Consider the following 26235-nt stretch of genomic DNA (forward strand, 5'->3'; position numbering starts at 1 on the left):
CCGCGACACGGCACGCCCACCGCCCCGCTGTGCGGTACGGCGGGTCCAGCGTTCGCGGCCACCCGTTCGCCAGCATCGACCCCGGGCCTTGGCGGGGAGTTGGCGATCGCTTGGGCCACGCGGGCACTACCCGTGGCGGCAACTATCAGGTTGCTTGACAACCGGCTTCCGGCGACCATAGCATCGGCCTCGATATCCGCGGTGCACGATTTGCGAGCGGGCTACTCGGGTGAACTCATCCTGGCCCGGCGCACGCGCGTGTCCGGAGAGGAGAATCGACATCTGGGTTCACCTTCTTGGGCCGCTGCGGATTCTCTGCGCCGAGGGCGACATGGCGCCGGTCGCGCGCAAACCCCGGCAGATCCTGGCGCTGCTGCTGCTCGACAGCCCGCGCGTCGTGCCGACGGCCACGCTGATCGACGAGCTGTGGACCCCGCCCGCGCCCAGGACGGCGCGCGCCGCGGTGCAGGTGTACGTCTTCGAACTGCGCAAGCGGCTGGCCGAGGCCACCGGGCTCGACATGGGCACCGTGGCCAACGAGGTGCTGTGCCGGGCGCGCAACGGGTACAAGTTCGTCGCCGAGCCGACCTGGTTCGACCTGCGCTCGTTCCGCGAGCGGGAGCGGGCGGGGTTGGCGGCGCTGGCCGAGGGCGACCTGGCCAAGGCCGCGTGGGACTTGCGGGCCGCGCTGTGGACGTGGAGCGGTCCGGCGCTGGCAGGTGTGGAGCCGGGTCCCGGGATCCGGGCCGAGGTGGCCGGTTTGGAGCAGTCCAGGGCGACGGTGCTCGACCAGCGCATCGAGGTGGAGCTGGTGCTGGGCAGGCACCGCGAGATCCTCGACGAGCTGGCGGGCCTGGCCGCGCGCGACCGGTTCAACGAGGACCTGCACGCCCAGTTCATGGTGGCGCTGTACCGCTGCGGGCACCGGACCCGCGCGCTGGAGGTGTTCCACCGGCTGCGCGAGGACATGGTCAGCCGGTTCGGCCTCGAACCGTCCCCGCGGCTGTACCGGTGCTACCAGGCGGCTCTCACCCGCGACCCGGCCCTGGGCGAGCTACCGGCCCTGTTGGCCTAGCGGGGTCTCGTAGCCGCCGGTCGCGTCGACGGCCTCGGTGTCGGCGACCCGCATGAGCTGCCAGAGCCGGGAGACCCGGGGCGACGGCGCTACCCCGAGTTCGTCGCGCAGGTCGCGCCGCAGCTCGTCGAACACCTCCAGTGCGCGGGTCCGGTAGCCCGAGCGGTACAGCGCGACCATGAACTGGGCGTGCAGCTCCTCGTGGTGCGGGTGCCGCACGACCAGCCTGGCCAGCTCGCTGAGCACCTCGCGGTGCGCGCCAAGGCGCAGCCGGGTGCCGAGCAGCAGCACCAGGGTGTCCACTCTGGACTTGTCCAGCTCGGCGACGCAGGCCCGCAGCAGCCTGCCGTGGTCGATGTCGAGCAGCGCGGGACCCTGCCACAGGTGCAGCGCGGCGCTGAGCACCCGGCCCGCGCCGAGCGCGTCACCCGCCGCGACCAGCGCCTGGCCGGAGGCGCGCAGCCGGTGGAACTCGGTGAGGTCGAACGACGCCCCGCCGAGGTCGAACCGGTAGCCGCCGTCCCTGGTCTGCAGCAGGTCCCTGGCCACCTGCTCGCGCGGCACGCCGAGGGTCCGGGCGAACTCGCCGCGCAGGGCGAACACGTGGGTCTGCAACGTGGTCGTGACGCTGCGCGGCGGCAGGTCGTCCCACAGCTCGGTGACCAGCGACCCGGTCGACACCCGGTGCGGCTCGTTGAGCAGCAGCAGGGCCAGCAGCTGCCGGGGTTTCCCGGCCACCCGCAGCAGGTCCTCGCCGTCGCGGCGCAGGGACAGCGGTCCCAGCACCCGCACGTCCAGCCGTCCACCGCGACACATCGGGCGACGATAACGGCCGGGGTCGCCGCGGCGCCGGGGAATCCGGAGAACGTGCCGGGGTACCGCTACCCGGTCACCGCGCGAGGACCAGCCCGGTCGGCGAGGACGTCGGGTGGAACGACACGTCGTCGAACCCGGCCGCGGTGAGCCAGTCCCGGTAGTCGGCCTGGCGCCACGTCCCGCCCTTCTTGCTCTTGAGCAGCATCTCGGAGGCGAACAGGAGCGGGAAGAACGGGCCGCCGCGGTCGTCGTCGACGACGTAGTCGCAGACCACGAACGTGCCACCGGGTTTGAGGGCCGCCTTCACCCTGGTGAAGGTCGCGATGTTGTCCTCGGGGCCTTCCTGGTGCGCGACGTGCGAGTACACGACGACGTCGTGGGCGGCCACGCCGAACCCGGTGGTGTGGAAGTCGCCGTCCACGCAGGTGAACCTGTCCGCGAGGTGCCGCTCCTTGAGCAGCCTGCGGGCGATGGCGTTGATCGGCGCCCAGTCGAGCTGGGTCGAGCGGGCGGCCGGGTTGAGCTCCAGCCAGATCGCGGAGAAGATGCCCGAGCCGCCGCCGAGGTCGAGGATGGAGATGTCGCCCGCCTCCGCCAGGCCCAGCAGCCCGGCCGCGACCTCGGCGACCGGCACCGACTGCGCGGCGATGGCCGGGACGACGACCTCCCAGTGCGGGTTGTCGGCCACCTCGGTCATCGCGGCCACCGGCCCACCGGTGCGGTACACGGCCAGCAGGTCGCCCATCTTGTCCATCTGGCCCAGCTTCAGCCCGGCGTACCCGCTCAGGCTCGCGGGCCTGCCCTCGACCAGGAAAGCCGAGGCCTCAGCGGTGTTGCGGTAACCCGCTGCGGTGCGCTCGACCAGGCCGAGGCCGACGAGCCCGTCGAGCAGCGTCTGCGCGCCGCGCTCGGCGATCCCGGCCGCGGCGGCCAGGCCGCTCGCGGTGTCGACGCCCGCCTCCAGGTGGGTGAACAGCGAGCACCTCGCCGCCGTGCCCAGGATGCCGGTGGCCCAGTAGCCGTTGGCGATCTCCATGATCCGGTCGGGTGTCGGTCGGTCGGTCACGCTGCCTCCTGCGGTCCGGTGGTGGTGCGGCCGCTCAGCGCGCGGCACCGATGGCCTCGGCGGCCCGGTCGAGCCCGGTCGGGGTGTCGTTCGACCAGCGGCCGACCGACATCTCGGCGGTGATGCCCGGGCCGAACCCGGCGATCACCCCGGTGGCGCCCGGTGTCATGCCGCCCTCGTCGAAGAGCCTGCGCAGCGCGTCGAACACCACGGCGCTGGCGATGTTGCCGTACTCGGTCAGCGTCGCCCAGCTGTGCCGGAACATGCGGTTGTCTACGCCGAGGAACCTGCTCAGGTCGGCCAGGATGCGCGGGCCGCCCGCGTGGATGATGTAGAAGTCGAGGTCGCCGACGTCCCACCCGTGGTCGAGGGCGAGCTCGCGCAGCACCGGGGCGAGCGGCTCCATAGTGCCGGGGACGCGGCGGTCGAGCTGGAAGTGGAACCCAGTGGAGCGCACGGCGTAAGAGATCCAGCTCTCCGTGTCCGGGATGATGTAAGAGGCATTGCGCTCCAAGGCAACCCCGAACCCGCCGTTGCCCCTGACGACGGCAGCCGCGACCGCGTCACCGAACAGGCCGTCGGATAAGAGGGAACCGATGCCGTCGTCGTCGGGTTGGTAGCACAGCGAGCAGAGTTCGCAGGACACGATCAGGACGTTGCTGTCGGGGTAGGCCTTGCAGAAGTCGTGCGCGCGGTTGATCGCCGCGCCACCGGCCGCGCACCCGAGCTGCGCGATCGGGATCTGCCGCGTGGTGTAGCGGAACCCGAGGTTGTTGATCAGCCAGGCGATCGGCGACGGCATGGTGAACCCGGTGCACGAGACGAAGATGATGGCGTCGATGTCCCGCGCCGCCAGCGCCGCGTTGGCCAGGGCCTCCTCGATGACCGCGGGGCAGCGCTTGCGGGCCTCGGCCTCGAAGAGCCGGTTGCGCTCCTCGAACCCGGGGTGCGCCAACGCCAACTCGACGGGCTGGATGAGGTGGCGCTTGCGCACCCCGGTGTTGCGGATCAACCGCAGCGCCAACGGCAACTGCGGCTTCCCGGCATGCGCCCGCTCCGCCAACTCCAGCGTCTCCTCCAGCGTGATGACGTACTCCGGCACCCGCACCGCCGGTTTGCACAACGTCGGCATGCTGACGTCCCCCCTCAAGTCCGCTCCCGCGCCAGACACCCCCTCAACCGCCTCGACGGGGCACCTCCCCCACCCTCACCCACCCCCCTTGCCCCACACTTGGCCACGACTTGGGCTTGCCCGCGCTTTCGCTTGGGCCGCGGGACTTGGGCCTGGGGTTGTGCCGGGTTCGAGCGGCGCGTGTTCGCGCTTGGCTCGCTGCTGCTTGCGTGCCGCTTGGCGCGGCTCACTGCCGCCTACGGTGCCCACTTGGCGCGGCCGGTGCCGCTCGCGGCGCGCGCTTCGGGCGTTCGCTCCGCTTGCGTGTAAATGCCTTCGGGCGGCTCGCCGCTGCTTGCGGTGCGCCTCAGGCGGCTCACCGCTGCTTGCGGCGCATACTTCGCGCGGTTCGCCGCCGCTCGCGTACCCGCTTGGCACGATTCGCCGCCGCTTGTGGTGTGCACGGGAGTGTGCCCGCCGCTAAGGCCATGCCCCGCGCCTCTTACCCCACCCCGACCGCTATGCCCCCACCGAACCTCTTGCCCCACCCAGACCGCTTCGCGCGCGCACGCCAGTCCGGCCCCAGCCCCCACCCTCTCCGGGGGGCGTCCCAGGTCCCAGCCTATCGGGAGCCGCCGACAGAGGATCTTGAAACAGAGGCGCGAAGATCCAGATGTGGATAACTTTTGTCGCTGGGACGGGTGAATTCCAAGTGGGTGCCGCCGAGAGAATGCCTGGTCAGATGGCATGTCGCAGGTGAGGAAGGGTCCGTCGGGCGCAAGTCGGCAGAAAGATGGATCAACTAGAGCGCACGCCGCCCTCGACTATCCACAGTGGACAAATCTACCAAGGCCGGATCACGCGAGCGGCGATTCTCCACTGTGGAGCGCGACGATGTCCTGAACCGTCGAGCGCAGCAAGGCGATCCGATCAGCGCCAAGGTGCTCCGACCACTGGCGTTCGATGTCCACGAGGATCCGCGCAGCGGCCGCCTGCCCCTCCGCCCCCCGCGCGGTCAACCGGATGATCTTCGCCCGGCGGTCCCCCGGGTCGGCGGCGCGCTCCACATAACCCAGGCGCTCCAACTCGTCCACCAACTCGCCGATGGCCTGCTTGGTCAAGCCGGAGCGCTCGGCCAGCACCGTCAGCCGGGAGCCGTCGTCGTCGATGTGGCGGAAGACGGAGCCGTGGCGGTAGCGGATGCCGGTGAAGCCCTGGTCCTCCAGGCGGTGGTGCAGCAGGTCGATGGTCAGGTCCTTGGCCCGGGTCAGCAGGGCGGGCAGGGGTGGTCGCTCGCCCGGTTCCGTCGGCATCGGGGCCGCCTCCCGCCAGTTTCGTCAGGTTGCTTGACAATCATCCGCACCGCGATAGTACTGTGGTCTCCCCAACCCTGACAACCAGGCGGCGACGGCGGGTGTCGTCGCGCGTACCCGCCTGGCCAGATCCCGTGGCGCACTCCCGATCACCGGCAGAGGTAGGAATCCCGATGACCCGTTCTGACCACGAACCACCCACGCCCCCCGTCGTCGACGCCGCGGCCGTCGAGGCACTGGCCAAGCTGGTCAAGGGGCCGGTGCACGTCCCGGGCGACGAGCAGTACGACGCCGAGCGCGCCGGGCACCAGACCACCCGGTGGCACCGGCCCGACGTGGTGGTCGGCGCGCTCGGGCCCGCCGACGTGCGGGCGGCGCTGGCGTTCGCGACCGAGCAGGGGCTGCCGGTCGCGGTGCAGGGCACCGGGCACGCGCTGTCCGCGGTCGCCGCGCAGGGCGGTGTGCTGATCACCACCTCCCGGATGACCGGCGTGTGGGTCAACGCGGAGGCGGGCACCGCGTGGGTCGGCGCGGGCATGACCTGGGAGCGGGTGATCGACGAGGCCGCCGCCGCCGGGCTCGCGCCGCTGTCGGGCTCGGCCCCCGGGGTCGGCGCGGTGTCCTACACCCTCGGCGGCGGGATCGGCCTGCTGTCGCGGCGGTACGGGTTCGCCGCCGACCACGTGCGCAGCCTCGACGTGGTCACCGCGGACGGCACGCTGCGCAACGTCACCGAGACCTCGAACCCCGACCTGTTCTGGGCGCTGCGCGGCGGCCGCGACAACTTCGGCATCGTCACCGGCATCGAGATCGACCTCATGCCGATCACCGCGCTCTACGGCGGCGGCCTGTTCTTCGACATCGGCTCCGCGGCCGAGGTCCTCACGACCTACGCGAACTGGACGGCCACCGTCCCCGACGAGCTAACCTCGTCGATCGCGCTGATCTCCTTCCCCGACGTCCCCGTGCTGCCCCCGCCGCTGCGCGGTCGGTACGTCGTGCACGTCCGCATCGCCTACGCCGCGGACAACCTGAGCGCGGGTGCGGACCTGGTGGCACCGCTGCGGGCGCTCAACCCGTTCATCGACACCGTCGCCGAGATCCCGTACACCCAGGCCGGGACGATCCACAACGACCCGCCGTTCCCGGGGACCTTCGAGTCCGGCACCGCGCTGCTCGGCACGTTCGACGCCGACGTGGTGACCGCCCTGCTCGAGCACGTCGGTCCGCACGCCCTGGTGCCGCACGTGGTCGAGGTGCGCCACCTCGGCGGCAGGCTCTCCCAGCCGCCCGCCGTCGCCAACGCGGTCGGCCACCGCGACGCCCAGTACGCGATCAATGTCGTGTCCCGGTTGGAGCGCGCCGAGATCGGCGACGTGCGGCCCGCGCACGAGCGGGTGTTCGCCGCGCTCGCGCCGTGGGCCACCGGCGGCCGGACGCTGACCTTCCTCAACGGGGAGAACGACGCCAAGGACGTGGCCTCGGCCTACGACGCCAAGGACTACCAGCGGCTGACCGAGATCAAGGCCGTGTACGACCCCGCGAACCTGTTCCGCCTCAACCACAACATCCCGCCCGCGAGCTGACCCCCATGAGGCGCGCGGGGCCCCGGCGGCCCCGCGCGCCGTGGTCACCCGCCCGGTCAGTCCGCTGTGGACAGCCGGGGCGCGCCGAGGCGGACCGGCAGGCTGGTCACGGAGTTGGAGAAGATCGACGGCACCGCGGTCAGCTCGGCCGGGTCGACGGCCAGGCCCAGGTCCGGGTAGCGCTCGAACAGCGCGGGCAGCGCGACCGCGGCCTCCATCCTGGCCAGCGCCGGGCCGATGCACACGTGCGGGCCGCCGCCGAAGGCCAGGTGCCGCTGGTCGGCGCGGGTGATGTCGAACCGGTCGGCGTCCCGGCCGTAGCGGGCCGGGTCGCGGTTGACCGCGCTCCACGGCGCGAGGATGGCCTCGCCCTCGGCGATGCGCACCCCGGCGACCTCGATGTCCTCGGTGGGGAACCGGGCCGGGAAGTTGCCGACCGGCGCGTCCCAGCGCAGCGTCTCCTCGATGACCCTCGACCAGGTCCCGGCGTCGCCGCCGCGCACCAGGGCCAGCTGGTCGGGGTGGGTGAGCAGGGCGCGGGTCGCGTTGACGATCAGGCTGATCGAGGTCTCGTGGCCCGCCCCGATGAGCATCCACAGGGTGTCCTCGAGCTCGTCGTCGGTGAGGGTGTCGCCGTCCTCGCCGTTGACCGCCATCATCGCGCTGGTCAGGTCGTCGGCTGGCGCGGCGCGCTTCATCGCGAACAGCTCCTGCCACCGCTCGTGCCGCTCCTGCTGGGTGGACAGGTACTCCTCGGCGGTGGTGTCGGCCCGGATGACGGTGTTGATCAGCTCCCGGAACCGCGGCCACCACGCCTCGGGGACGCCGATCAGCTCGCAGATCACCTGCATGGGGAACGGGTAGGCGTAGTGCAGGCGCAGGTCGACGACGCCGTCCGGTCCGGCGTGGCGCGGCAGGTCGGCCAGCATGCCGGTGACGATCTCCTCGATGCGCGGCCGCTGGCGCTCGACCCTGGCCCTGGTGAAGGTGCGGGTCAGCGGCTTGCGCAGCCGCCGGTGCTCGAGGCCGTCGCGGGCCATCGCGTTGTTGAGCCGGATCATGCTCAGCAGCGGCCAGTCCTCGGGGACCTCGCCGCGGCGCAGCGCGCCCCAGTTGCGCCAGTCGCGGCCCACCCTCGGGTCGGCGGCCAGGTCGGCGAGCAGCGCGTAGTCGGTGACCATCCACATCTCGACGTCACCGGGCAGCACGGCGCGCACGACCGGTCCCAGCTCGCGCAGCCGGGCCGCCTCGCCGTGCCGGTCCGCGCCTGAGGGGTCGATGTGGACTAACGGCGGGGTGGTGGCGGTCATGGCGGAATTCCTCCAGCTGGCGTGGTATCGGGAATGCGGGAATCGGACCATCGGCCGTCCGGAATGAGACCCGGGATCGTCTGTCGGCTTTTCGACATGCCCGACCGGCGTGGTCCTTTGTGGATGAACCAAGCCGATCGCCTTGGCGCGCAACGGACTCGACGCCTCGTGCGGAATGGCACCACGGCCCACTCGAAAAGCGGTTAAGCGCCGCCAAACCTGCCGGTCAATGGCCAGTGATCCACGTCACCACCAATCGCGTTGACAGTTGTTGCCCGGTTGCTAGCATCGGGCACATCTCCCCTTGTCGGCCATTTCCGGCCTATCCCCGGGCACAGCGCAGTGATTGGGACCAATTCGCATGAACACCCCGAGCGTGCAGCACCACGGCGCCGTCGACGCGCACCCGAGCCGGACCAGGGCGCTGAGCCCGGCCGAGCGCTGGTACTGGATCATCGACCAGCTGTCCACACTCACCGTCTGCGCCCGCGTCCGGATCGAGGGCGAGGTGTCCACCGCGGCGCTGGCGGCGGCGTTGCGCGCGCTGCAGGGCGGGCAACCGCTGCTGCGGCTGGCGATCGCCGAGGAGCCGGGCGGGGCGCGGTTCGTCCCGACCGACAACCCGATCCCGGTGCGGGAGGTGGTGCTGACCGAGGCCGAACCGTCGCGGTGGGAGCGCGAGGTGGACGAGCACGAGTTCGCCGAGTCCGTCGACTGGCGCACCGGCCCGCTCGCCCGCGCGGTCCACATCCGAGCGCCGGGGAACGTCCACGACCTGGTGCTGAGCCTGCCGCACTGCGTCGCCGACGGGACGACCGCGCTGGCGTTGCTGCGGCGGTGGGTGCGGCTGGCGGCTGGTCCCGGCTCGGCCGATCGCGACACGTCCACGCCGGATGTCCAGGGTGGACCGGTGCCCGCGGCGGTGGAGGACCTGTTCCCCGACCGGTACCGCAGCATGTCGGACCCGGTGCCCGAGCGCGCCGCCGGGGAGGACGTGGTGGTGGGCCGGGTGGTGCCGGACCGGTTCGTCCCGTTCCACGAGCGCAGGACCCGGCTGCTGCACCGGTCCATCGACGGCGACGCGCTGGCCCGGCTCACCGCGGCGTGCAAGCGGGAGGGCGTGACGCTGCACGGTGTCCTGGCCGCGGCGATGGCGGCGGCGGTGGCCCGCGACGCCCGGGCCCAGCCGGGCGCGCACTTCGCGGTCGGCTCGCCGGTGGCGTTCCGGGACGAGATGGCGCGGCCGGTCGGCGAGGACGAGGTGGGGTGCTTCGTCTCCGCGGTGCACTCGGTGGTGGCCTACGCCCCCGACGACCTGTGGCGGATGGCCCGGTTCGTCAACGACGACATCAGCGCCCGCCGCGCGCGGGGCGAGCAGTTCCCGGTGTTCAGCCTGCTGGCCGCGCAGGGGCCTGCCGGGGTGGCCGACAGCGGACCGCTGGTGCGGTACATCGAGGAGCACGGCTCGTTCAACTTCTTCGTCTCCAACGTGGGCCGCTTCGACTTCCCCGACACCCTGGGCGGCTGGCGCCTGTCCGGCGCCCAGTTCGTCGGCGGCATCTCGGTGGTCGGCTACCTCGCCTCCTCGGTGACCACCAGCCACAACACGCTGAACTGGAACTTCACCCACATCGACGACGCGGTCCCGCACGCCAGAGCCACCCGCCTGGCCGACGACTGCATCCGCACCGTCCTCGCCGCCGCGGGCTGACCCCACCCCGCCGCCCCTAGAACGACCCGGCCAGCGCCGGGAACTCCGGCAGGTCCACCACCGGCAACCGCGGCAACGGCACCACCTCCACCCGGTCCAACACCGGGTCCAACGTCAACACCGCCTGGTGCAACTCCTTGAGCCGCGGCGACGGCTCCAGGCCGAACTCGGCCAACATGTTGTGCCGCAACCGGTGGAAGGCCTCCAGGGCGCGGATGCGGTGGCCGGAGCGGTAGAGCGCGATGACGTACTGGGCGTGCAGGTTCTCGTGGAGGCGGTCGCGGAGGGTGAGGACGGCGAGTTCGCTGAGCAGTTCCCGGTGGGCGCCGAGGCGGAGGTCGAGTTCGACCCGGTAGTCGCGGGTGGTGAGGCGGGACTGTTCGAGGGCGGCGACCTCGGCGCGGATCCTGGTGCCCGGTCGGACGTCGGCGACCGCGGGGCCGCGCCAGAGGTCGAGGGCCGCGCGGAAGTGCTGGGCGGCCGCGCGGTGGTCGCCGGTCGTCATCGCGGTGTGGCCGCGGCGGTGCAGCCGGTGGTAGGTCTCCAGGTCGAACCGGCCGGGGGCGACGACCAGGCGGTACCCGTTGTGGACGGTCTGCAGGACATCGGCGCTCACCTCGGCGAGGCTGAGCCCGGTCGTCGTGGTCAGGGCCTTGCGCAGGTGGGAGACGTAGATCTGCAGCGCGGCCCTGGCGCTCTTGGGCGGGACGTCCTGCCACAGCTCGTCGATCAGGGCCGGGACCGGCACCACCCTGGTGTGGTTGAGCAGCAGCAGCGCCAGCACCGTGCACGGCTTCTGCGCGGTCGGCGTGACCTCGGCGCCGCCGTGGTGCACCGAGAGCGGGCCGAGGACCCGCACGTCCAGCTCCCCGGCCGAGGGCGCCCGGTGCGCGGGCGCCCCGGCCAGGGGTATGTCACCCGGGGGCACCCGCTCAGGCGAGCTTGAGGCACACCTGGACGCCCTGGTGCACCGGGAGCCGCAGGGTGAGCAAGCCGGTGGCCGGGTCCTTGAGGTGCGCCAGGAACGACTGGGCGAAGTCCAGGTCGGTGTGCAGGTCGATGTCGTCCACGACGACCAGCGCGCCCGGCCGCAACCGGGGCCACACCAGCTCCAGGATCGACTGCCGCAGGTGCAGCCACCCGTCGAGCAGCAGCAGGTCGACCGTCTCCGGCAGGTCCTTCAGCGTCTCGCGGGCGTCGCCGAGCCGCAGTTCGATGGTGTCGGACAGGCCCGCGGCGGCGAAGCTCTCCTGGGCGCCGCGGGCCTTGTCCGCCTGCAGTTCGGTGGTGATGACCCGGCCGCCGCCGTTGTCGCGCACGGCGGAGGCGAGGTAGAGGGTGGAGATCCCGAACGAGGTGCCGAACTCGACCACGGTCCGCGCCTGGATGGCCCTGGTGAGCAGGTAGAGCAGTTCCCCGCCCTCCCGCGACACCGACATGATGACGTCCTTGGTGCGCTCGGCCAGCTCGGCCGCGCCCAGGTCCGGGTACTCGCCGTGCACGTCGACGCCCGCGGCGGCGAACGCCCGCACCACGTCCTGCTGGTCCTCGGCGGACAGCAGCCTGGTCAAGGTGGCGACCACCGGGTCGGAATGCAAGGTCGTCAGCACGGGCAACCACTCCTCAGCTCACGTGTCGGCCCCTCGGGTGAGGGGTCGGGTCAGGGGACCAGGACCGTCTTGCCGGGCAGCGTCCCGGCGGCGGCCTGCTCGTGGACGGCGCGCAGCTCGGCCAGCGGCCTGCGCTGCGCGACGTGGATGGCCAGGTCACCGGCGTCGACGCGGCTGACCAGCTCGGCGAGCTGCTCGGCGTCGCTGCGGGCGAAGACCTGCAGCACCCGGACGCCGCGGTCGGCGCTCTCCGGGGCCGGGGGGACGGTGTTGGCGAAGGCGCCGCCGTCGACGACGAGGTCGAGCAGCCGCGCGATGCCATCCGGGGTGGGGTACCAGACCAGGTTGAGCACCACGTCGAACCGCTCCCCCGCGACCGCGTCGTGCAGCGGGGTCTCGGTGTGGTCGATGACCCGCTGGGCGCCGTAGGAGCGCAGGCGCTCGACGCTGCGGGAGCTGCCGGTCGCGGTCACGACGGCACCGGCGCGCACCGCGAGCTGCGTCGCGTAGGCGCCCACGGCACCGCCCGCGCCGTTGATCAGGATGGTCTGGTCGGGCTTGAGGCCGACGTGCTCGAACAGCGCCTGCCACGCGGTCAGGCCGACCGAGGGCAGGGCGGCGGCGTCGGCCAGGTCCCCGACGCGGGGCGCGGCGGCCAGCGTCTCGGCGGGGGCGATGGCGTACTCGGCGGCGGCGCCGCGGCCCGCGATCGGCAGGAACGCCACGACCGCGTCGCCCTCGGTCCAGCCGGTGACGCCCGCGCCGACCTCGGCGACGGTGCCGGAGACGTCGTAGGACGGGGTGTGCGGCAGGACCAGCGGGAACACCTGCGGGAAGAAGCCCGCGCGGATCGAGCCGTCGACCGGGTTGAACGCGGCGCCCGCCACCTTGACCAGGACCTCACCCGGCCCCGGTTGGGGCTTGTCGGCCTCCTCGTGCACGAGGACGTCGGTCTCGCCGTAGGAGTGGTACCGCACTGCCTTCATGGTCTTCCCTCCGGAATGCTTCGAAGTCGAAGCACCAATCTAGCCTACTGCGAACTCGAAGCACATCGGGTTCACCCACCGCGCAGGAGCCCGGGTTTCCGGATGGCGCCGGGTACTCTCGGCACATGGTCGGTACCCCTGCCGACGCCGACGCGGGCGGCGTCCCCGCGCTCGGTCCGCGGCAGCTGGGCGTCTACTTCGCGCTGATGGAGGCTGTCAGCCTGCTGCAGCACCAGGTCGAGCAGCAGCTGCGCGCCGAGGGCGACCTCAGCTACGTGCAGTTCCAGCTGCTGGCCCGGCTCGCGTCCGCGGGCGGCGACCTGACCATGACCCAGCTCGCCGACGGGGTCGTCTACAGCCGCAGCGGCCTGACCTACCAGGCCGGGCTGCTGGAGAAGGCGGAGCTGATCACCCGGCGGCCGAGCCCCGACGACGAGCGCTCCACCCTGGTGGCGATCACCGAGGCGGGCCTGGCCCTGGTCGGCCGGGTGCTGCCCGGGCACGTCGAGGTGACCCGCGGGCTGCTGTTCGACTCGCTGTCCGACGACGACCTCGACCACCTCGGCGCCATCATGACCAGGGTGCGCGACCACATGCGCGCCCAGCCGCCGCGCTCCGCGGTGCCCCGCAAGCGCAAGCCGAGCGGCTGACCCCGGCCCGTCAGCGCGCACGGGAGGTGAACCGAAGCGGGAGCTCGTTCGGGCCGTGGATGCCGGTCGGCGGCCGCCAGCTGACCGGGCCCGCGATGGTCGGCGGCGACAACCGCTCGGTGAGGGCGGTGACCGCCTCGGCCAGCTCGACCCTGGCCAGCGCCGCGCCGAGGCAGTAGTGCGGTCCGGCGCCGAACAGCAGGGGCGCGGGCGACCCGGCGCGGGTGATGTCGAAGGTGTCCCCGCCGTCGACGACCCTCGGGTCGCGCTGCGCGGTCTGCACGCACATCGTCAGGAACGTGCCCTTGGTGACCGCCAGGCCGCCGTACTCGAAGTCCTCGGCGGCGCAGCGGTAGATGATCGGCGTCGATGGCACCCAGCGCATCAGCTCCTCGACGGCCTTGGGCGCCAGGTCCGGTCGGCGCGCCAGCAGGTCCCACTGCCCTGGGTGCTCGGCGAAGGTGACCATGGCGCTGGAGAGCTGGTGGCAGGTGGTGTCGTGGGCGGCGAACACCAGCGTGACGATCAGGTTGCGCAGCTCCTCCTCGGAGACCACGCCATCGGAGCCCCCGGACCGGCGCGCGGCGACCAGGGTGGAGATGAGGTCGTCGCCCGGCCGCTTCGCCTTCTCCGCCATGAGCGAGGCCACGTAGCCGTTCAGGCCGACGACGGCCTTCTCGACGCGGGCGATGATGTCGCCGCCGTGGACCATGCTGAAGACCAGGCCGATGTCGTTGGTCCACCGGCGGAACGAGTCGAGGTCCGCGTTCGGCACGCCGAGCAGCTCGCACATCACCGCCAGCGGCAACGGGTCGGCGAAGCTCTCGACGAACTCGGACACCCCGGCGTCGGCGAGCCGGTCGGCCATGAGCGCGGCCTGCGCGCGGATGAACGGGCGCAGCGCGTCGATCACCCGCGGGGTGAACGCCTTGGTGACCAGGCCGCGCAGCCGCCGGTGGTCCTCGCCGTCGCGGTTGTTGATCATCGGGACGAACCAGTCGAAGATCGGGCCCCGCACCACGCCGCTCTGCTCCATGTAGCCGCGGCCGTTGTGGTCGAGCCGCCGGTCCCGCAACAGCTCCTGGGCCTCGGCGTAGCGCAGCACGAGCAGCCCGAGCGGGCTGTCGGCGTACCAACTGCCCGCCTGGGCCGATAAGGCCGCGGCCGACCCGAAGTCGAACTCGGGATCGATGACGTTGAGGAACGGGACGCCCGCGGGCGCGGAGTTCTCCGTCGACACCATGGTTTTCTCCTTCGAGGGCTTGTCCACCACCGGGTCCAGGTCAGCGGCCGCGCGAGGTCGAGTCCCTGGCGCGCCGCCGCGGGCTGCCCGCCACCGCGCCCAGTCGCCTGCGCAGCCGGGCCCTGCGCAGCCGCCCGTGGTTGTCGTGCAGCGCCTCGGCGACCACGGCGTGGGCGAAGCGGAACCAGCCGAGCCGGTGCTGGTCCTCGACCACCAGGCCCGCGGCGATGGCGGCGTCCAGGCTCTCCAGCGCCGCGTCGATGCCGACCGGGACGACCTCGGCGACGACCTCCACGTTGAAGCACCGGCCCGCGACGGCGGCCACCGACAGCAGTTCGACCGCGGGGCCGGGCAGGCGCGCGACGCGCCGCAGCGCCACCTCGCGGGCGGGCGGGGGCAGCGGGACCGCGCTGGGGTCGTCGACCTGTTGTCCCGTGGGCGGTTTGAGGAGTTCCACGAGGAAGAACGGGTTGCCGCCGGTCCTGGCGCGCAGTTGCTCGGCCGTGCTCTCGCAGACCTCGCGGCACAGCACGGCACTGGCCAGCGCCCTGGTCTCCGGGATGTCGAGCCCGCCGAGGTCGATCCGGGTCAGGTCGCCGCGGGAGAGCGCGGCCATCGTCTCGGCCAGCACCGGGGCCTCGTCCGACCGGTAGGCCACGACCAGCAGCACCCGCAGCGACCGCACCGACTCGGCGAGGTGCGCCAACAGCCGTAGAGAGCACGGGTCCGCGCGGTGGAACTGGTCGAGCAGCACCACGACGGGCGCGTTGCGGGACACGTCGGTCAGGTAGTGGACGATCGCCTCGAACCGGCGCAGCGCGACACCGCTCGCGTCCTCGTCGTCGGTGGGCGCCGGGGCCACGCCGCCGAGCAGCTCGGCCACGGGGCCCGGCGCCGGGCTGTCGGTGAAGCAGGTGCCCGCCGCGCGCAGCACCTGTTCCCAGGGCCACAACGGCGACGCGGCAACGTGTTCGGGGCAGGTGCCGCACAACACCGGGACCGCCGCCCGCGCGGCGAACCGGGTCAGCAGCGCGCTCTTGCCGCCACCGGGCTCGCCGGTCACCGCGACCACCTGGCCCCGGCCCGCCGTCGCCGCGGCCAGCGCCTCGGTGAGCACGGCCAGCGCGGGCTCGCGGCCGACGAAGACGGCCTTGTCGGTGTCCGGTTTCGGCTGCGGGACAAGGGACACGGTCGCCCGCGTGGTGGGCTGCCAGTCCAACGCGGGGGCCTGGTTGAGGATCTCCTGCTTGCGTTGCTGGAGCGCGGGTCCCGGGTCGATCCCCATCTCCTCCTTGAGCCGCAGCCCGATCGCCCGCAGCACCTCCAGCGCCTCGGTCTGGCGCCCGGCCCGGTACAGCGCCAGGCTCAGCAGCTCGTAGCCGTGCTCGCGCCACGGGTTCGCCTTGAGGAACGCGCCCAGTTCGGCGATGACCACCTCGTGCGCGCCCACCGCCAGCAGCGCGGCGCAGCGGATCTCGAAGACGGAGAGCCGCAACTCCTCTAATCGCGCCACTTCCGGCACCACGCACGGCGCGTCGGCGACCTCGGGGTAGGCCTGGCCGCGCCACAGCAGCAGGCCCGCGTCGAACTCGGCCAGCGCCCGCTCCGCGTCACCCTGGTCCCAGGCGCGCCACCCGGCGGCGGAGTGCTCGCCGAACCGGCGGACGTCGACGTCGACGACACCGCCGTCGAGCAGGTAGCCCCAGGGCGAGGTGCGCAGCACGGTCGCCGGTGCCCTCGGCGCGCGCTCGGGTTCGAGCAACCGGCGCAGGTTGGCCACGTACGACTGCAACGAGGTGATGGCCGAGGGCGGTGGGTGGCCCGCCCACAGGGTCTCCACCACGACGTCCACCGGCACCGGCTGGCCGACCTGGCTCACCAGCAGCGCGAGCAACGCGCGCTGCTTGGGGGCGCCGAGGTCGACCGGCTGCGCGCAGACCGTCGCCGCCACCGGGCCCAGCGCGCGGAACTCGACCAGGACCCGACCGGGGGCGGTCCGACCTGGCCCGCGGGCCTCCTGCGGTGTGCGGTGCGCGGTCCCGACGACGGGTGCGGTGGTCATGGGTGCCTTTCCGGGTCAATTCCTCGCGGGTCCGGGTGGACCGGGCCACGGGCACGGCCCGCGGAATCCGGTCGAATCTGCGACAACACCACCTGCCATATTCGCGGCACACAGTGTGCCGCATTCTCACGCGTGGCCCGGCGACCGGGCGGGAACTACCGGGAATCGGAAGCGACATACCGGACAGTACCGCCCGCTGCGGCCGGGTGACCAGCGCATCGACGCTCGTCACCGCAGTTCAGGGCGAAGTCCGCAGCGTGCCGCCACCACCCCCGGTCGCTGGAATACCAGTCGGCGTCGAGGCTAGGAAAGTCGACTCAAAAATCGCTAAAGATCTCCTAACCGCATTTCCGCGGTCCACCGATCTGCCGTTGGGCGTTACGGCGGCCGGACCAGGGGCGTCGTTTTTTTTCCGGCGGTTCGGCATCTTTCCCTGAGGTTTCGCCGGGGCGGTGTGGTAAACGCGGGGCGGCTCAGAGGGGTTCGACGAGCCTGGCCAGCGCCCGCTCCACCACGGCGGTCTGCGCGGCGGGCGGCGCCTGGGCCTGTTCGAGCCTGCCGATCTCGATCGAGCTCTCCACGACGAGCCTGCACCGCTGCGCGCGCCGAGCGGTGAACGCGGCGAACGTCTCGGCGACGGTGCCGTGCCGGGCCAGTTCCTCGGCGAGCACCAAGCCGTCCTCGACCGCGATCCCCGCGCCGGAGGCCAGTTGCGGGGTCGTGGGGTGGGCGGCGTCGCCGATGAGCAGGACCCGGCCGCGGTGCCAGGGGCTCGGGAGGTAGAAGGACTCCAGCGGCCGGAAGGTGATCTCGGTCTGGTCGTCGATCGACGCCCGCACCTCGCGGACGTAGCCCCCGTACGGCGCGAGGAGTTCCCTGAGGGCACCGGGCTGCTCGCGCGGTTCCCGGACCACGCGCGGGGTTCGCTCCACGACGAACAGGTACATCTCGGTCGCGGAGATCGGCGTCCACCCGACTTTCGCGGTGCCGCCGAGGAAGTAGTGCCTGCGGTCGACGCCGGGCGGGCGCGGCACGAAGATCCGCCACACGCTCTGCCCGGTGTACTCCGGCCCCGGCGCGTCGGGGAAGAGCTGGTCGCGGGTCCGGGAGTGGACGCCGTCCGCGCCGATGACCATGTCGTAGCGGCCCTCGCCGCCGTCGCTGAAGACCACGTCCACGCCGCTGCCGTCGTCGTGCATCCGGTCCACGGACACCTCAAGCCGAGGGCCCGGCCCGCCTTCGAGGACGAGCGCGGACAGGATGTCGTACAACACGGGCCGGGCGATCCCGCCCGATCCGCACACCCCGGACCCCTCCGGCATCGACGTCGGGATGTCGCGCACCGGCTCCCCGTCGATGGTGCAGACCCGGATCCCCTCCCCCACGTACCCGCGCTCGGCGATCTCCGGGTACACACCCAGCTGCCGGAACGCCCGCAGCGTGGGTCCGGTGATCGTCAACCCCGCGCCTGCCGCCTTCCACTCCGGCGCGATGTCCACCAGGTCGACCTCGGCCCCGACTCGCCGCAGCGAGATCCCCGCCGCCATCCCCGCGATCCCGGCCCCCACGACCAACACCCGCACCGACGCCATCGCGCTCCCCCTCGACCCCGTGAACCGACCGTCCGCGAACCAAGATCCACGCCAGCATAGCCAGGAACCACGGGCGTTCCCGGGCTCCGAATGGCCTCCGCACAAGCGAAGCGGGTTCCACCCGGCACGCGCTGCCAGGCGGAGTCGGTGCTCGGGTGCGATGCTGGGTGGATGACCGAGGTGGTCGGGCCGCGGCGCGAACTGGAGCGGACCCGCGATGGCGACGGCCCTGGCGCGGACCAGGCGCGGATCGCCCTGTCCGGCGGCGCGTCGGCCGACCGGGTGCGGGCCGCGATCCTCGCGCTCGCCACCGGCCGGGGCGCCTCCAGCAGCACCTGCCCGTCCGACGCCGCCAGGGCGGTGGCCGACGACTGGCGTCCGCTGCTGCCCCTCGCCCGGCAACTGACCCGCGACCTCGCCCGCACCGGAGCCGTGCGCGTCACCCAACGCGGCACCGCCCTCGACCCCGGGGCCGACTGGCGGGGCCCGATCAGGATCCACCTACCCGCGGCAGCCGATGGCTGATCCCGAACTCACCCCGGACGGCCACTTCGTCATCATCAAGGGCAGGCGCTGGCGGGCCACCGATCCCGAGATCCCGCCGGAGCAGGCCGCCCGGCTGCGCGCTCTGCTGATGGCCGCCCGCCGTGATGTCGGAGCGGCCCTGCGCGCCGAGGACGCCGACGCGCAACGAGCCGCCCGAGCGCGGGTCCACGCGGCGAAAGTGGCCTTGGGCGAGCGCGGAACCCCCTGGTGGGAGCAGAACCCAGCGGAACGCCGCGAGCGCTGGCAACGAGGACTGGACGCGCCTGCCTGAGTCCCGCGCGGTGATCGGTGGCGTCCACTGCGGACTGATAGCGTGGCCGGTACGGCTGGGGTGTGACGGAGGGTCATGACTTTCGCGGTACTCGCCTTGGTGGCGTTGGTGGTGTTCGGGTATCGCGTGTGGCGGGAGCCGCGGCGGATCGGGAACGCGGTGTGGCTGGGGGTCGCGGCGGTCCTTCTCGGGTTGTGGCTGGTGGTCGGGCTTTCCGACCGCGTGGTCGTCGTGGGGTTGCTGGCGTTCGGCGGGGTGGTGGCGTTGGTGCTGCCGGGAGCGCTGATCGCCAACGGGGTGCTGATGTGGCGGCGGGAAGGGCACACGCTGGGGAACCTGCTGTCGCTGCTGGCCGGGCTGGCGATGCTCGGACTGGCCGGGGCGGCGGCCGCCGTGGTCGGGTTCGGCGGGTCGCGTTGGCTGGTCGCCGCGGTCGCGTCGGTGGTGTTGGTGGCGGCTTATCTGGCGTTCCTGTTCGTGGCGCTGCTCGCGTACTCGGTGCTCTACAGCCGGATCGGGCGGAGCAAGCGGGCGGACGCGATCATCGTGCTCGGCGCCGGGCTCAACGGTTCCACGGTGCCACCCCTGCTCGCGAACCGCCTCGACCGGGCGGTGGAACGACTCGACGCCGACGCGGTGCTGGTCGTCTCCGGCGGCCAGGGCGCCGACGAACAGGTGTCCGAGGCCGAGGCGATGGCGGAGTACCTGCGCGGGCAGGGGGTGCAGGACGAGCGGATCCTGTTGGAGGACAGGGCGACCAGCACCGAGGAGAACCTGCGCAACAGCATGGCCCTGCTCACCGACGCCACCACGTCCACGGTCGTGGCCGTCACCAACAACTACCACGTGTTCCGCACCGCCGTGCTGGCCCGCCGCCTCCACCTCAAACTCCACGTCATCGGCGCACCCACCGCTACCTATTTCGTCCCCAGCGCATTCCTGCGCGAATTCGTCGCCCTGCTCGCGCAATACTGGCGCACCAATACGACAATCGCCGTCCTCATGGCTTCCCTCCCTCTGATCCTCACCGCATTGCGCTGACGAGGATCGCGGCGGAGTGATTACGCCGACCGGGAGGGTGTGGGCGGCCTGGGCCGGGTGGCCCGACCCGGTTGTTGCGGGCTGATCAGCGCTGGTGGGGCGGGGATCCCGGTGTCGATAATCGGGGAGTTGTCCGCCCGCGGGGTAGCGGACACCGATGCCTTCTGTGTCGATCGGTGAATTCTGGGAAGGAATCCCCTGTGAGACTGCGAAGAATCATGCCCGTGGCCGTTGTCGTGGTGGTATTGGGCGCCGGAGCGCCCGCCGTGGCCGCCGCGGCGCGGCCGGTGGTGTCCGATCCCGTGGTGGCGGCCATGGGGCGGGACCTGGGTTACGCCCCGGAGCAGGTGGCACCGCGGTTGGCCAAGGAAGCCGCCGGGGGCAGGCTGGAGCACCGCGTGCGGGTGGAGACGGGCACGGCGTTCGCCGGTGCCTGGCTCGACGCGGACGCGGAACTGGTGGTGGCGGTGACCGACGAGGCCGCGGCGCGGACAGCGCGGGCGGCCGGGGCGAAGGCCACGGTCGTGCGGTGGAGCGAGCAGCGCTTGGCCGAGGTCAAGCGCGGGCTGGACGCGAGGCGGACGGCACCCGACGCGGTCACCGGCTGGTACGTGGACGGCGCGAGCAACAGCGTCGTGGTGACCGCGACCACCCCCGACGCCGCCGACGTGCGGGCCTTCGCGGGGACGGCGCCGCAGGTCCGGATCACGCGGGCGGCGGCGAAACCCCGGGTGCTGCACGACGTGCGCGGCGGGGACGCCTACTACTTCAACGGCGGGTCGCGCTGTTCCATCGGCTTCGCGGTGCAGGGCGGGTTCGTGACCGCCGGGCACTGCGGGACGGCGGGGACGGCGACCTCCGGGTTCAACCAGGTCGCGCAGGGCGCCGTCGAGCGGTCGGACTTCCCCGGCGACGACATGGGCTGGGTGCGCACCAACGCGAACTGGACGCCCCGACCGCTGGTGAACAACTGGGCGGGCGGCACGGTCGCGGTCCGCGGGTCGGCCGAGGCCGCGGTCGGCGCCTCCGTGTGCCGCTCGGGGTCCACCACCGGCTGGCGGTGCGGCACCATCCTGGCCAAGAACGAGACGGTCAACTACCGCGAGGGGTCCGTCCAGGGCCTCACCAGGTCCAACGCCTGCGCCGAGCCGGGTGACTCCGGCGGCGCGTGGCTGACCGGCGACCAGGCCCAGGGCGTCACCTCCGGCGGGTCGGGCAACTGCACCTCCGGCGGCACCATGTACTTCCAGCCGGTCAACGAGATCCTGCAGCGCTACGGCCTGACCCTCGCCGTCGACACCCCGCCCCAGCCGCCCGTCACCCCCGAGAGCGGCAGCGTGACCGGGGACTTCACCGGCGACGGCAAGGCCGATGTGCTGTCCCTCTACGACTACGGCGACTCGACGACCGGCCTGTGGGTCTTCCCCGGTACCGCCGCGGGCGGCGACGCGGCGTCGGCTCCCTACCGCGCGTGGCTCAGCGCGCCGGGTGGCTGGACGGCCTCCCGCGCCAAGATCACCGCGGGTGACTTCACCGGCGACGGCAAGACCGACCTGCTCGCCCTCTACGACTACGGCGACTCCACCACCGGCCTGTGGGTCTTCCCCGGCGCCGCCGCGGGCGCCGCGAGTGCCCCGTACCGCGCGTGGCTCAGCGGCGTGGGCGGGTTCACCCTGGCCAACACCAAGATCTCGGCGGGTGACTACACCGGCGACGGCAAGGCAGACCTGACCGCGTTCTACGACTACGGCGACTCCACCAGCGGCTTGTGGATCTTCCCCGGCACCGCAGGCGGCAGCGCGACCGCCCCGTACCGCACCTGGCTCAGCGGCGCGGGTGGCTTCACCTGGGGCAACACCAAGATCGCGACCGGTGACTTCACCGGCGACGGCAAGGCGGACGTGGCCGCCCTGTACGACTACGGCGCCTCGACCTCGGGGATCTGGATCTTCCCCGGTACCGCCGGTGGTACGTCCCCGACCCCGTACCGCACCTGGCTCAGCGGGGCGGGCGGGTTCACCTGGTCGAACACGAAGGTCTCGGCGGGTGACTTCACCGGCGACGGGAAGGCGGACGTCGCGCTCTTCTACGACTACGGGGCGTCGACCTCGGGCTTGTGGATCGCCCAGGGGACGGGTGCGACCGGCGACGCGGCGAGTGTGCCGCGCCGCGTGTGGCTCAGTGGCCCCGGTGGGTTTACCTGGGCGAACTCGAAGATCACCGCAGGTGACTTCACCGGCGACCGCAAGGCCGATGTCCTTGCCCTGTACGACTACGGGACCGCCACGTCCGGGCTCTGGACCTTCCCCGGCACGGCCGCTTCCGGCGACTCGGCGAGCGCGCCGTACCGCGTGTGGCTCAGCGGCGCGGGCGGCTGGGACTGGAAACGGGGGGCGATAGCGTAGTGCCACAGGGGGCTGGGGTCCTGCGGGCCCCAGCCCCCTTCGTCCTGAGTAGACACCTTCAGCCGCAACCGGTTGCGGTGTTGGCGATATCGGCGGGCACGCGCCACACGACGCCGTGGTCCAAGAGGACGGTGACCGAGTCGGCGGAGCCCAGCAGGAGCAGGCAGTCGGCGCCGGGCGGACGGGCAGGACCGTCGATGCCGGTGAGGCGGACCCGGGTCGCGTGGATGGGGCTCAGGGGTACGCCCAAGAGGGTCACGGTGGTCGGGTTGCCCGCGGCGGCGGTGTCGGCCGCGGACGAGGCGGCGGTGAGGGCGAGGGTCGTGGCGGTCACGGCGAGCATGGCCATCACCAGGAGCCAGACGCGGTGGCCGAAGGTCTCCTCCAGGCCGCCCAGCACCGACAGCACGCCGATGGCCAGCAGGACCAGGGCGAGCAGGCCGAGGCCGCGCCAGGTGAACAGCGTCCCCTCCCTGGCGAAGTCGATGGTCAGGTAGACGCCGATGCCGCCGCCGATCGCCGCCGCCAACCGGCCGAGCAGGATCAGCAGCGCGCCGACGGCCGCGGTGGCGGTCATGACCAGCAGGGTGGGCGCGAGCAGCGAGTCGTAGCGCAGCCCCACCTCGGACGGCAGGACGTCGAAGCGGCTGTAGAAGGTCTCCACGACGACCCGGCCGAGCGCGTAGCCGACCGGGCCGGACAGCGCGGTCACCCAGGTCAACAGCGTCCACCGGGACAGTTCCCCGGTCACCGGCACTCCCCCGCCGCGCTCACCACGTTCTGCGTCGGCACCCGCACGACCCGGCCCGCGCGCAGGAACACGGTGATGCCGTACGCGTTGCCGAGCCGGTGCGCGCATCCGCCGGGCGGCAGGTCCGGGGGCAGGTGCTGACCCTCGATCGGCCACACCCGCACCGTCGGCGCCCACAGCGCGGCGATCTGGATGGTGCCCAGCTTCGGCGTCGCCGGTTCGACCGCGGCCAACCGCGGCCGCATCTCGTCGGCGAACCCGTACGCCAGCACCAGGAGCCCGACCAGCGCCAACCCGGTCACCGACAGGATCCAGCCCCGCGACCGCGGCCGCGCCTCGGGCACGAACTCCGAGGTGCCGATCGCGACGGCGCAGAACAGCACGCCGTAGATGATCACGGCCGACAGGTCGCCCAGCCCGCCCAGGGCCACCTCGAGCGCGGTGAACAGCGGGACCCGCAGCACCGGGTGCCGGACCTTGCGCCACAGGGTGTCCAGCACGAGGATGCCGACCGCGACGAGGACCCCGCCGACGCCCGCCGCCAGCAGCAGGTCGGCCGCGGTCAGGCCGACCTCCTCGGGGGACACGCCGAACGAGCCGTAGAACCACTGGGCGGCCAGCCAGGACATCCCGTACAGGGTGCCCGCGATGATCACCAGCACGACCTCGCCCTCGCGCAGCACCTGCCGCGCGTCGGCCAGCGGCAGCTCCGACACCTGGCCGGAGCGGTCGAACGAGCTGGTCACCGCGTACCGGATCGCCCGCCCGGACCGCCGCACCACGTCGCCGGTTCGCAGCGACGACACCAGCCGCACCCTGGACCGCATGGTCGCAAGGAGTCTCGGGCCGAACCGCTGCCACAGCTCCACGCCACCGGCGACCGCCGCCATGCCCACCGCGCCGAATAGCCGCTCCCGTGCCGGGTCGTCAAAGGTGATCAGGTATCCGAAAGCTCCGCCGAGGGCCAGCGCGGGCCACACCCTCGGCCACGCCAGCAGTGCGCCGACCGCGAAGACCAGGGCGAGGTCGAACCAGTCGTCGAGCCGCCACGCGTCGGGCAGGAAGAAGGTCCCCGCGGTCGCCACGACCCCGAGCACTGCCGCGACCCGCACTCGGGTGCCGCGCAACCAGTCCCAACGCATCCCGCTCCGCTCCAGGTGTGGACGTCAGGAAGATCGAAACAACCGCGCGCGCGTTACCCGCTCGCGGTCTGCGGTGAGATCACCCGTTCGACCGCATATCCTGGCCAGTGGTGGAACTCGGCGTAACGAGATCACTGCGCGGAGCGACGGTGCGGGGCGTGGGGTTCCTCGACATCTTCCGCCGCAAGAGCACTCCGGCACCGTCCGCGCAGGGGTTCGCCGTCATCGACGTGGAGACGACCGGGCTGTCGCCGCGACGGCACCGGGTCCTGGAGTTGGCGATCGTGCGCACCGATCCCGGCGGGCGGGTGCTCGACGAGTGGGTCTCGCGGTTCAACCCGGCCGGACCGGTCGGGGCCACGCACATCCACGGCATCACCGCCGCCGACGTCGCCGGTGAGCCGGGTTTCGCCGACGTGCTGCCCGCGATCACCGAGCGGCTGGCCGGGTGGGCGGTCGCCGGGCACAACGTCCGGTTCGACCTCGGGTTCCTGCGCGCGGAGTACGACCGGGCCGGGTGGGCGCTGCCGCTGCTGCCCGCGGCCTGCACGCTCGACCACAGCTGGGACCACCTCCCACACCTGGACCGGCGGCGCCTGGTCGACTGCTGCGCCGCCGCGGGTGTCCAGCACACCGGCGCGCACTCGGCCCTCGGCGACGCCAGGGCGACCGCCCGGTTGCTCGCCGGGTACCTCGACGCCCGGACCAGCCCGCGCCCGAGCACCGCCCTGCTCTCGTTGCCGCAGCAGGGATCCGCGGTGCCCTGGCCGTCCATGCCCAGCGGACCGGTCGCTCCCCCGTCACCCGCTCCCAGGCCCGTGCCGCGGGTCAAGCCACCGGCCCAATCGCTGCTCGACCTGCTGCGACGTGCCTCGCTGGCCGACGCACTGGACGACGGCGCGCCGGACGGGTCCTTGCCGTACCTCGAACTACTCGCCGAGGTACTTGAGGACGGCGTGGTCACCGACGACGAGCGGGCGGCGTTGACCGAACTCGCTCGGCTCTACGCACTCGACGACGCCGGCGTCGCGGCCGCGCACCGTGGGTTCCTGCTCAGCCTTGCCCACCTCGCGGTGGACGACGGGTGGGTCAGCCGGGTGGAGAAGGCGGAACTGACGTCCACCGCGGCGCTGCTGGGCGTCCCGGAGAAGGAACTGACGGCCGTACTGGACGCCGCGGAGGCCGCACGCCTGGCACGGCTGTCCGCCGGTCTGGAGCCGTTGCCGTCCGACTGGTCGCGCGGTGAGCCGCTGCGGGTCGGTGACAAGGTCGCGTTCACGGGATGCGACGCCGAGCAACGGGAGCTGTTGGAACAGCGCGCGGAGCGACTCGGAGTCCGCGTCCTGGGCTCGGTATCCCGGCGAACAGCCCTGCTGGTAACCGACGGCGGATTCTCCGGCGGCAAGGCGGAAAAAGCCGAACTGCACGGCACTCGACGCGTACACCCCGACGAGTTCGCCGTGCTCCTGGACCACTTGCAACCCGCCAACCAGCCGATCACCCAGATCCCACTCCGCGTCGACGTATCCCCGGCCGCGGTCCGGGCGTGGGGCCAGGCAAACGGATACAGGGTCAGCGACCGAGGCCGAATCCCCCTTGAGGTAACCAACGCCTACCAGCGCGCCCACGCCAGCTCTTGACAGCACACGCCGGTTCCCGATAGCGCGCGCTGGGACCTGGCAGCGAGCACCCCAGATCCCGGCTGCGCGCACCCTGGATCGCGATAGTGCGCACGCCAGCTCCTGACGACACGCGTGTTAGACCCCAACAGCATGCGCCAGGTCCCGCCAACGCGGGTCCTGATCCTGCGCACGCTGGATCGCGGCAGCGCACGTGCTGGGTCCTGACGGTGCACATGTCGGTTCGTGGCTGGGTGCGCCTGGGCGTGACTGGGAAATTCCGGATTCGCCGCCCGGGGTCGGGGCGCTTACGCTGGGTTTCCCCGGCG

Annotated in this window: 22 protein-coding genes; 9 read left to right on the plus strand and 13 right to left on the minus strand. The window is 72.5% G+C overall.

The genetic code is table 11. The features are described from left to right. The first annotated feature begins 331 nt into the window (after positions 1-331). Positions 332-1075, plus strand: coding sequence for an AfsR/SARP family transcriptional regulator (locus tag BMY07_RS04525; RefSeq protein WP_092775163.1), 744 nt, complete (start codon positions 332-334; stop codon positions 1073-1075). Here BMY07_RS04525 and BMY07_RS04530 read toward each other — a convergent pair. The 4 genes from BMY07_RS04530 to BMY07_RS04545 all read right to left on the minus strand — a co-directional run bounded on the left by BMY07_RS04530 (position 1055) and on the right by BMY07_RS04545 (position 5381). Continuing rightward, on the minus strand, positions 1055-1891 hold the full coding sequence (locus BMY07_RS04530; protein ID WP_092775164.1) for an AfsR/SARP family transcriptional regulator: 837 nt from the start codon (positions 1889-1891) through the stop codon (positions 1055-1057). The genes BMY07_RS04525 and BMY07_RS04530 overlap by 21 nt on opposite strands. A gap of 73 nt (positions 1892-1964) precedes the next feature. Continuing rightward, positions 1965-2957: a class I SAM-dependent methyltransferase gene (locus BMY07_RS04535; RefSeq protein WP_245782202.1), complete on the minus strand. Its 993-nt coding sequence runs from the start codon at positions 2955-2957 to the stop codon at positions 1965-1967. 34 nt (positions 2958-2991) lie between these two features. Next, positions 2992-4089 carry a type III polyketide synthase gene (locus BMY07_RS04540; RefSeq protein ID WP_177215438.1) on the minus strand — a complete coding sequence of 366 codons (1098 nt, stop codon included), beginning with the start codon at positions 4087-4089 and terminating at the stop codon, positions 2992-2994. A gap of 836 nt (positions 4090-4925) precedes the next feature. Further along, positions 4926-5381, minus strand: a complete 456-nt coding sequence (locus BMY07_RS04545; protein ID WP_092775165.1) for a MarR family winged helix-turn-helix transcriptional regulator — start codon at positions 5379-5381, stop codon at positions 4926-4928. Between the two features lie 173 nt (positions 5382-5554). On the opposite strand from BMY07_RS04545, the gene BMY07_RS04550 reads away from it, so the two are divergent. Next, complete coding sequence (locus tag BMY07_RS04550) at positions 5555-6967, plus strand: FAD-binding oxidoreductase (RefSeq protein WP_092775166.1); 1413 nt, start codon at positions 5555-5557, stop codon at positions 6965-6967. Between the two features lie 56 nt (positions 6968-7023). On the opposite strand, the gene BMY07_RS04555 is transcribed toward BMY07_RS04550, so the two are convergent. Continuing rightward, a complete protein-coding gene (locus tag BMY07_RS04555; RefSeq protein ID WP_092775167.1) occupies positions 7024-8277 on the minus strand; it encodes a cytochrome P450 family protein in 1254 nt (417 codons plus the stop codon). Between the two features lie 361 nt (positions 8278-8638). Here BMY07_RS04555 and BMY07_RS04560 point away from each other — a divergent pair, with 361 nt between their 5' ends. Continuing rightward, entirely contained in the window at positions 8639-9988 is a 1350-nt protein-coding gene (locus tag BMY07_RS04560; RefSeq protein WP_092775168.1) for a phthiocerol/phthiodiolone dimycocerosyl transferase family protein, read from the plus strand. Positions 9989-10004: 16 nt separating this feature from the next. On the opposite strand, the gene BMY07_RS04565 is transcribed toward BMY07_RS04560, so the two are convergent. The 3 genes from BMY07_RS04565 to BMY07_RS04575 are packed head-to-tail and all read right to left on the minus strand — an operon-like array spanning position 10005 to position 12584. Beyond that, positions 10005-10916 carry an AfsR/SARP family transcriptional regulator gene (locus BMY07_RS04565; RefSeq protein WP_218150592.1) on the minus strand — a complete coding sequence of 304 codons (912 nt, stop codon included), beginning with the start codon at positions 10914-10916 and terminating at the stop codon, positions 10005-10007. 4 nt (positions 10917-10920) lie between these two features. Further along, positions 10921-11598 (minus strand): O-methyltransferase, encoded by a 678-nt coding sequence (locus tag BMY07_RS04570; protein WP_218150593.1) that lies wholly within the window; start codon positions 11596-11598, stop codon positions 10921-10923. A gap of 50 nt (positions 11599-11648) precedes the next feature. After that, positions 11649-12584 carry an NADP-dependent oxidoreductase gene (locus BMY07_RS04575; RefSeq protein WP_092775169.1) on the minus strand — a complete coding sequence of 312 codons (936 nt, stop codon included), beginning with the start codon at positions 12582-12584 and terminating at the stop codon, positions 11649-11651. Positions 12585-12709: 125 nt separating this feature from the next. On the opposite strand from BMY07_RS04575, the gene BMY07_RS04580 reads away from it, so the two are divergent. Then, complete coding sequence (locus BMY07_RS04580; protein WP_092775170.1) at positions 12710-13234, plus strand: MarR family winged helix-turn-helix transcriptional regulator; 525 nt, start codon at positions 12710-12712, stop codon at positions 13232-13234. A 10-nt stretch (positions 13235-13244) separates the two neighbouring features. Here the strand turns inward: BMY07_RS04580 and BMY07_RS04585 are convergent, their stop codons facing one another. The 3 genes from BMY07_RS04585 to BMY07_RS04595 form a co-directional block, all read right to left on the minus strand. Further along, positions 13245-14477 (minus strand): cytochrome P450, encoded by a 1233-nt coding sequence (locus BMY07_RS04585; RefSeq protein ID WP_092775171.1) that lies wholly within the window; start codon positions 14475-14477, stop codon positions 13245-13247. Positions 14478-14517: 40 nt separating this feature from the next. Next, positions 14518-16539: an ATP-binding protein gene (locus BMY07_RS04590; protein WP_092775172.1), complete on the minus strand. Its 2022-nt coding sequence runs from the start codon at positions 16537-16539 to the stop codon at positions 14518-14520. Between the two features lie 473 nt (positions 16540-17012). Further along, positions 17013-18131 carry an FAD-dependent monooxygenase gene (locus BMY07_RS04595; RefSeq protein ID WP_092775173.1) on the minus strand — a complete coding sequence of 373 codons (1119 nt, stop codon included), beginning with the start codon at positions 18129-18131 and terminating at the stop codon, positions 17013-17015. A gap of 171 nt (positions 18132-18302) precedes the next feature. Here BMY07_RS04595 and BMY07_RS04600 point away from each other — a divergent pair, with 171 nt between their 5' ends. From BMY07_RS04600 to BMY07_RS04615, 4 genes are all read left to right on the plus strand, one after another. Continuing rightward, entirely contained in the window at positions 18303-18656 is a 354-nt protein-coding gene (locus tag BMY07_RS04600; RefSeq protein WP_092775174.1) for a DUF3253 domain-containing protein, read from the plus strand. Beyond that, entirely contained in the window at positions 18649-18948 is a 300-nt protein-coding gene (locus tag BMY07_RS04605; protein ID WP_092775175.1) for a hypothetical protein, read from the plus strand. Before BMY07_RS04600 ends, BMY07_RS04605 begins: the two co-directional genes overlap by 8 nt. A gap of 75 nt (positions 18949-19023) precedes the next feature. Beyond that, the gene (locus BMY07_RS04610) at positions 19024-19989 is read left to right on the plus strand and encodes a YdcF family protein (RefSeq protein WP_092775176.1); all 966 of its coding nucleotides are present in this window, start codon (positions 19024-19026) and stop codon (positions 19987-19989) included. 200 nt (positions 19990-20189) lie between these two features. Further along, positions 20190-22394 (plus strand): FG-GAP-like repeat-containing protein, encoded by a 2205-nt coding sequence (locus BMY07_RS04615; protein WP_143073347.1) that lies wholly within the window; start codon positions 20190-20192, stop codon positions 22392-22394. 58 nt (positions 22395-22452) lie between these two features. On the opposite strand, the gene BMY07_RS04620 is transcribed toward BMY07_RS04615, so the two are convergent. Both BMY07_RS04620 and BMY07_RS04625 read right to left on the minus strand, forming a co-directional pair. Beyond that, on the minus strand, positions 22453-23145 hold the full coding sequence (locus BMY07_RS04620; RefSeq protein ID WP_143073348.1) for a hypothetical protein: 693 nt from the start codon (positions 23143-23145) through the stop codon (positions 22453-22455). Next, a complete protein-coding gene (locus BMY07_RS04625) occupies positions 23142-24287 on the minus strand; it encodes a hypothetical protein (RefSeq protein WP_092775179.1) in 1146 nt (381 codons plus the stop codon). The genes BMY07_RS04620 and BMY07_RS04625 overlap by 4 nt, the downstream gene beginning before the upstream one ends. A gap of 158 nt (positions 24288-24445) precedes the next feature. Here BMY07_RS04625 and BMY07_RS04630 point away from each other — a divergent pair, with 158 nt between their 5' ends. Next, the gene (locus BMY07_RS04630; protein WP_143073349.1) at positions 24446-25927 is read left to right on the plus strand and encodes an exonuclease domain-containing protein; all 1482 of its coding nucleotides are present in this window, start codon (positions 24446-24448) and stop codon (positions 25925-25927) included. The last annotated feature ends 308 nt before the right edge of the window (positions 25928-26235 follow it).

It is taken from the genome of Actinokineospora terrae (genome assembly GCF_900111175.1).
GTDB lineage: Bacteria > Actinomycetota > Actinomycetes > Mycobacteriales > Pseudonocardiaceae > Actinokineospora > Actinokineospora terrae.

Bases quoted from the DNA above. Each gene is read 5' to 3' on its own strand.
- BMY07_RS04550 (WP_092775166.1), top strand. From the start codon at position 5,555: ATGACCCGTTCTGACCACGAACCACCCACGCCCCCCGTCGTCGACGCC.
- BMY07_RS04525 (WP_092775163.1), top strand. From the start codon at position 332: ATGGCGCCGGTCGCGCGCAAACCCCGGCAGATCCTGGCGCTGCTGCTG.
- BMY07_RS04605 (WP_092775175.1), top strand. From the start codon at position 18,649: ATGGCTGATCCCGAACTCACCCCGGACGGCCACTTCGTCATCATCAAG.
- BMY07_RS04575 (WP_092775169.1), bottom strand. From the start codon at position 12,584: ATGAAGGCAGTGCGGTACCACTCCTACGGCGAGACCGACGTCCTCGTG.
- BMY07_RS04560 (WP_092775168.1), top strand. From the start codon at position 8,639: ATGAACACCCCGAGCGTGCAGCACCACGGCGCCGTCGACGCGCACCCG.
- BMY07_RS04530 (WP_092775164.1), bottom strand. From the start codon at position 1,891: ATGTGTCGCGGTGGACGGCTGGACGTGCGGGTGCTGGGACCGCTGTCC.
- BMY07_RS04580 (WP_092775170.1), top strand. From the start codon at position 12,710: ATGGTCGGTACCCCTGCCGACGCCGACGCGGGCGGCGTCCCCGCGCTC.
- BMY07_RS04545 (WP_092775165.1), bottom strand. From the start codon at position 5,381: ATGCCGACGGAACCGGGCGAGCGACCACCCCTGCCCGCCCTGCTGACC.
- BMY07_RS04585 (WP_092775171.1), bottom strand. From the start codon at position 14,477: ATGGTGTCGACGGAGAACTCCGCGCCCGCGGGCGTCCCGTTCCTCAAC.
- BMY07_RS04555 (WP_092775167.1), bottom strand. From the start codon at position 8,277: ATGACCGCCACCACCCCGCCGTTAGTCCACATCGACCCCTCAGGCGCG.
- BMY07_RS04590 (WP_092775172.1), bottom strand. From the start codon at position 16,539: ATGACCACCGCACCCGTCGTCGGGACCGCGCACCGCACACCGCAGGAG.
- BMY07_RS04540 (WP_177215438.1), bottom strand. From the start codon at position 4,089: ATGCCGACGTTGTGCAAACCGGCGGTGCGGGTGCCGGAGTACGTCATC.
- BMY07_RS04600 (WP_092775174.1), top strand. From the start codon at position 18,303: ATGACCGAGGTGGTCGGGCCGCGGCGCGAACTGGAGCGGACCCGCGAT.
- BMY07_RS04625 (WP_092775179.1), bottom strand. From the start codon at position 24,287: ATGCGTTGGGACTGGTTGCGCGGCACCCGAGTGCGGGTCGCGGCAGTG.
- BMY07_RS04610 (WP_092775176.1), top strand. From the start codon at position 19,024: ATGACTTTCGCGGTACTCGCCTTGGTGGCGTTGGTGGTGTTCGGGTAT.
- BMY07_RS04595 (WP_092775173.1), bottom strand. From the start codon at position 18,131: ATGGCGTCGGTGCGGGTGTTGGTCGTGGGGGCCGGGATCGCGGGGATG.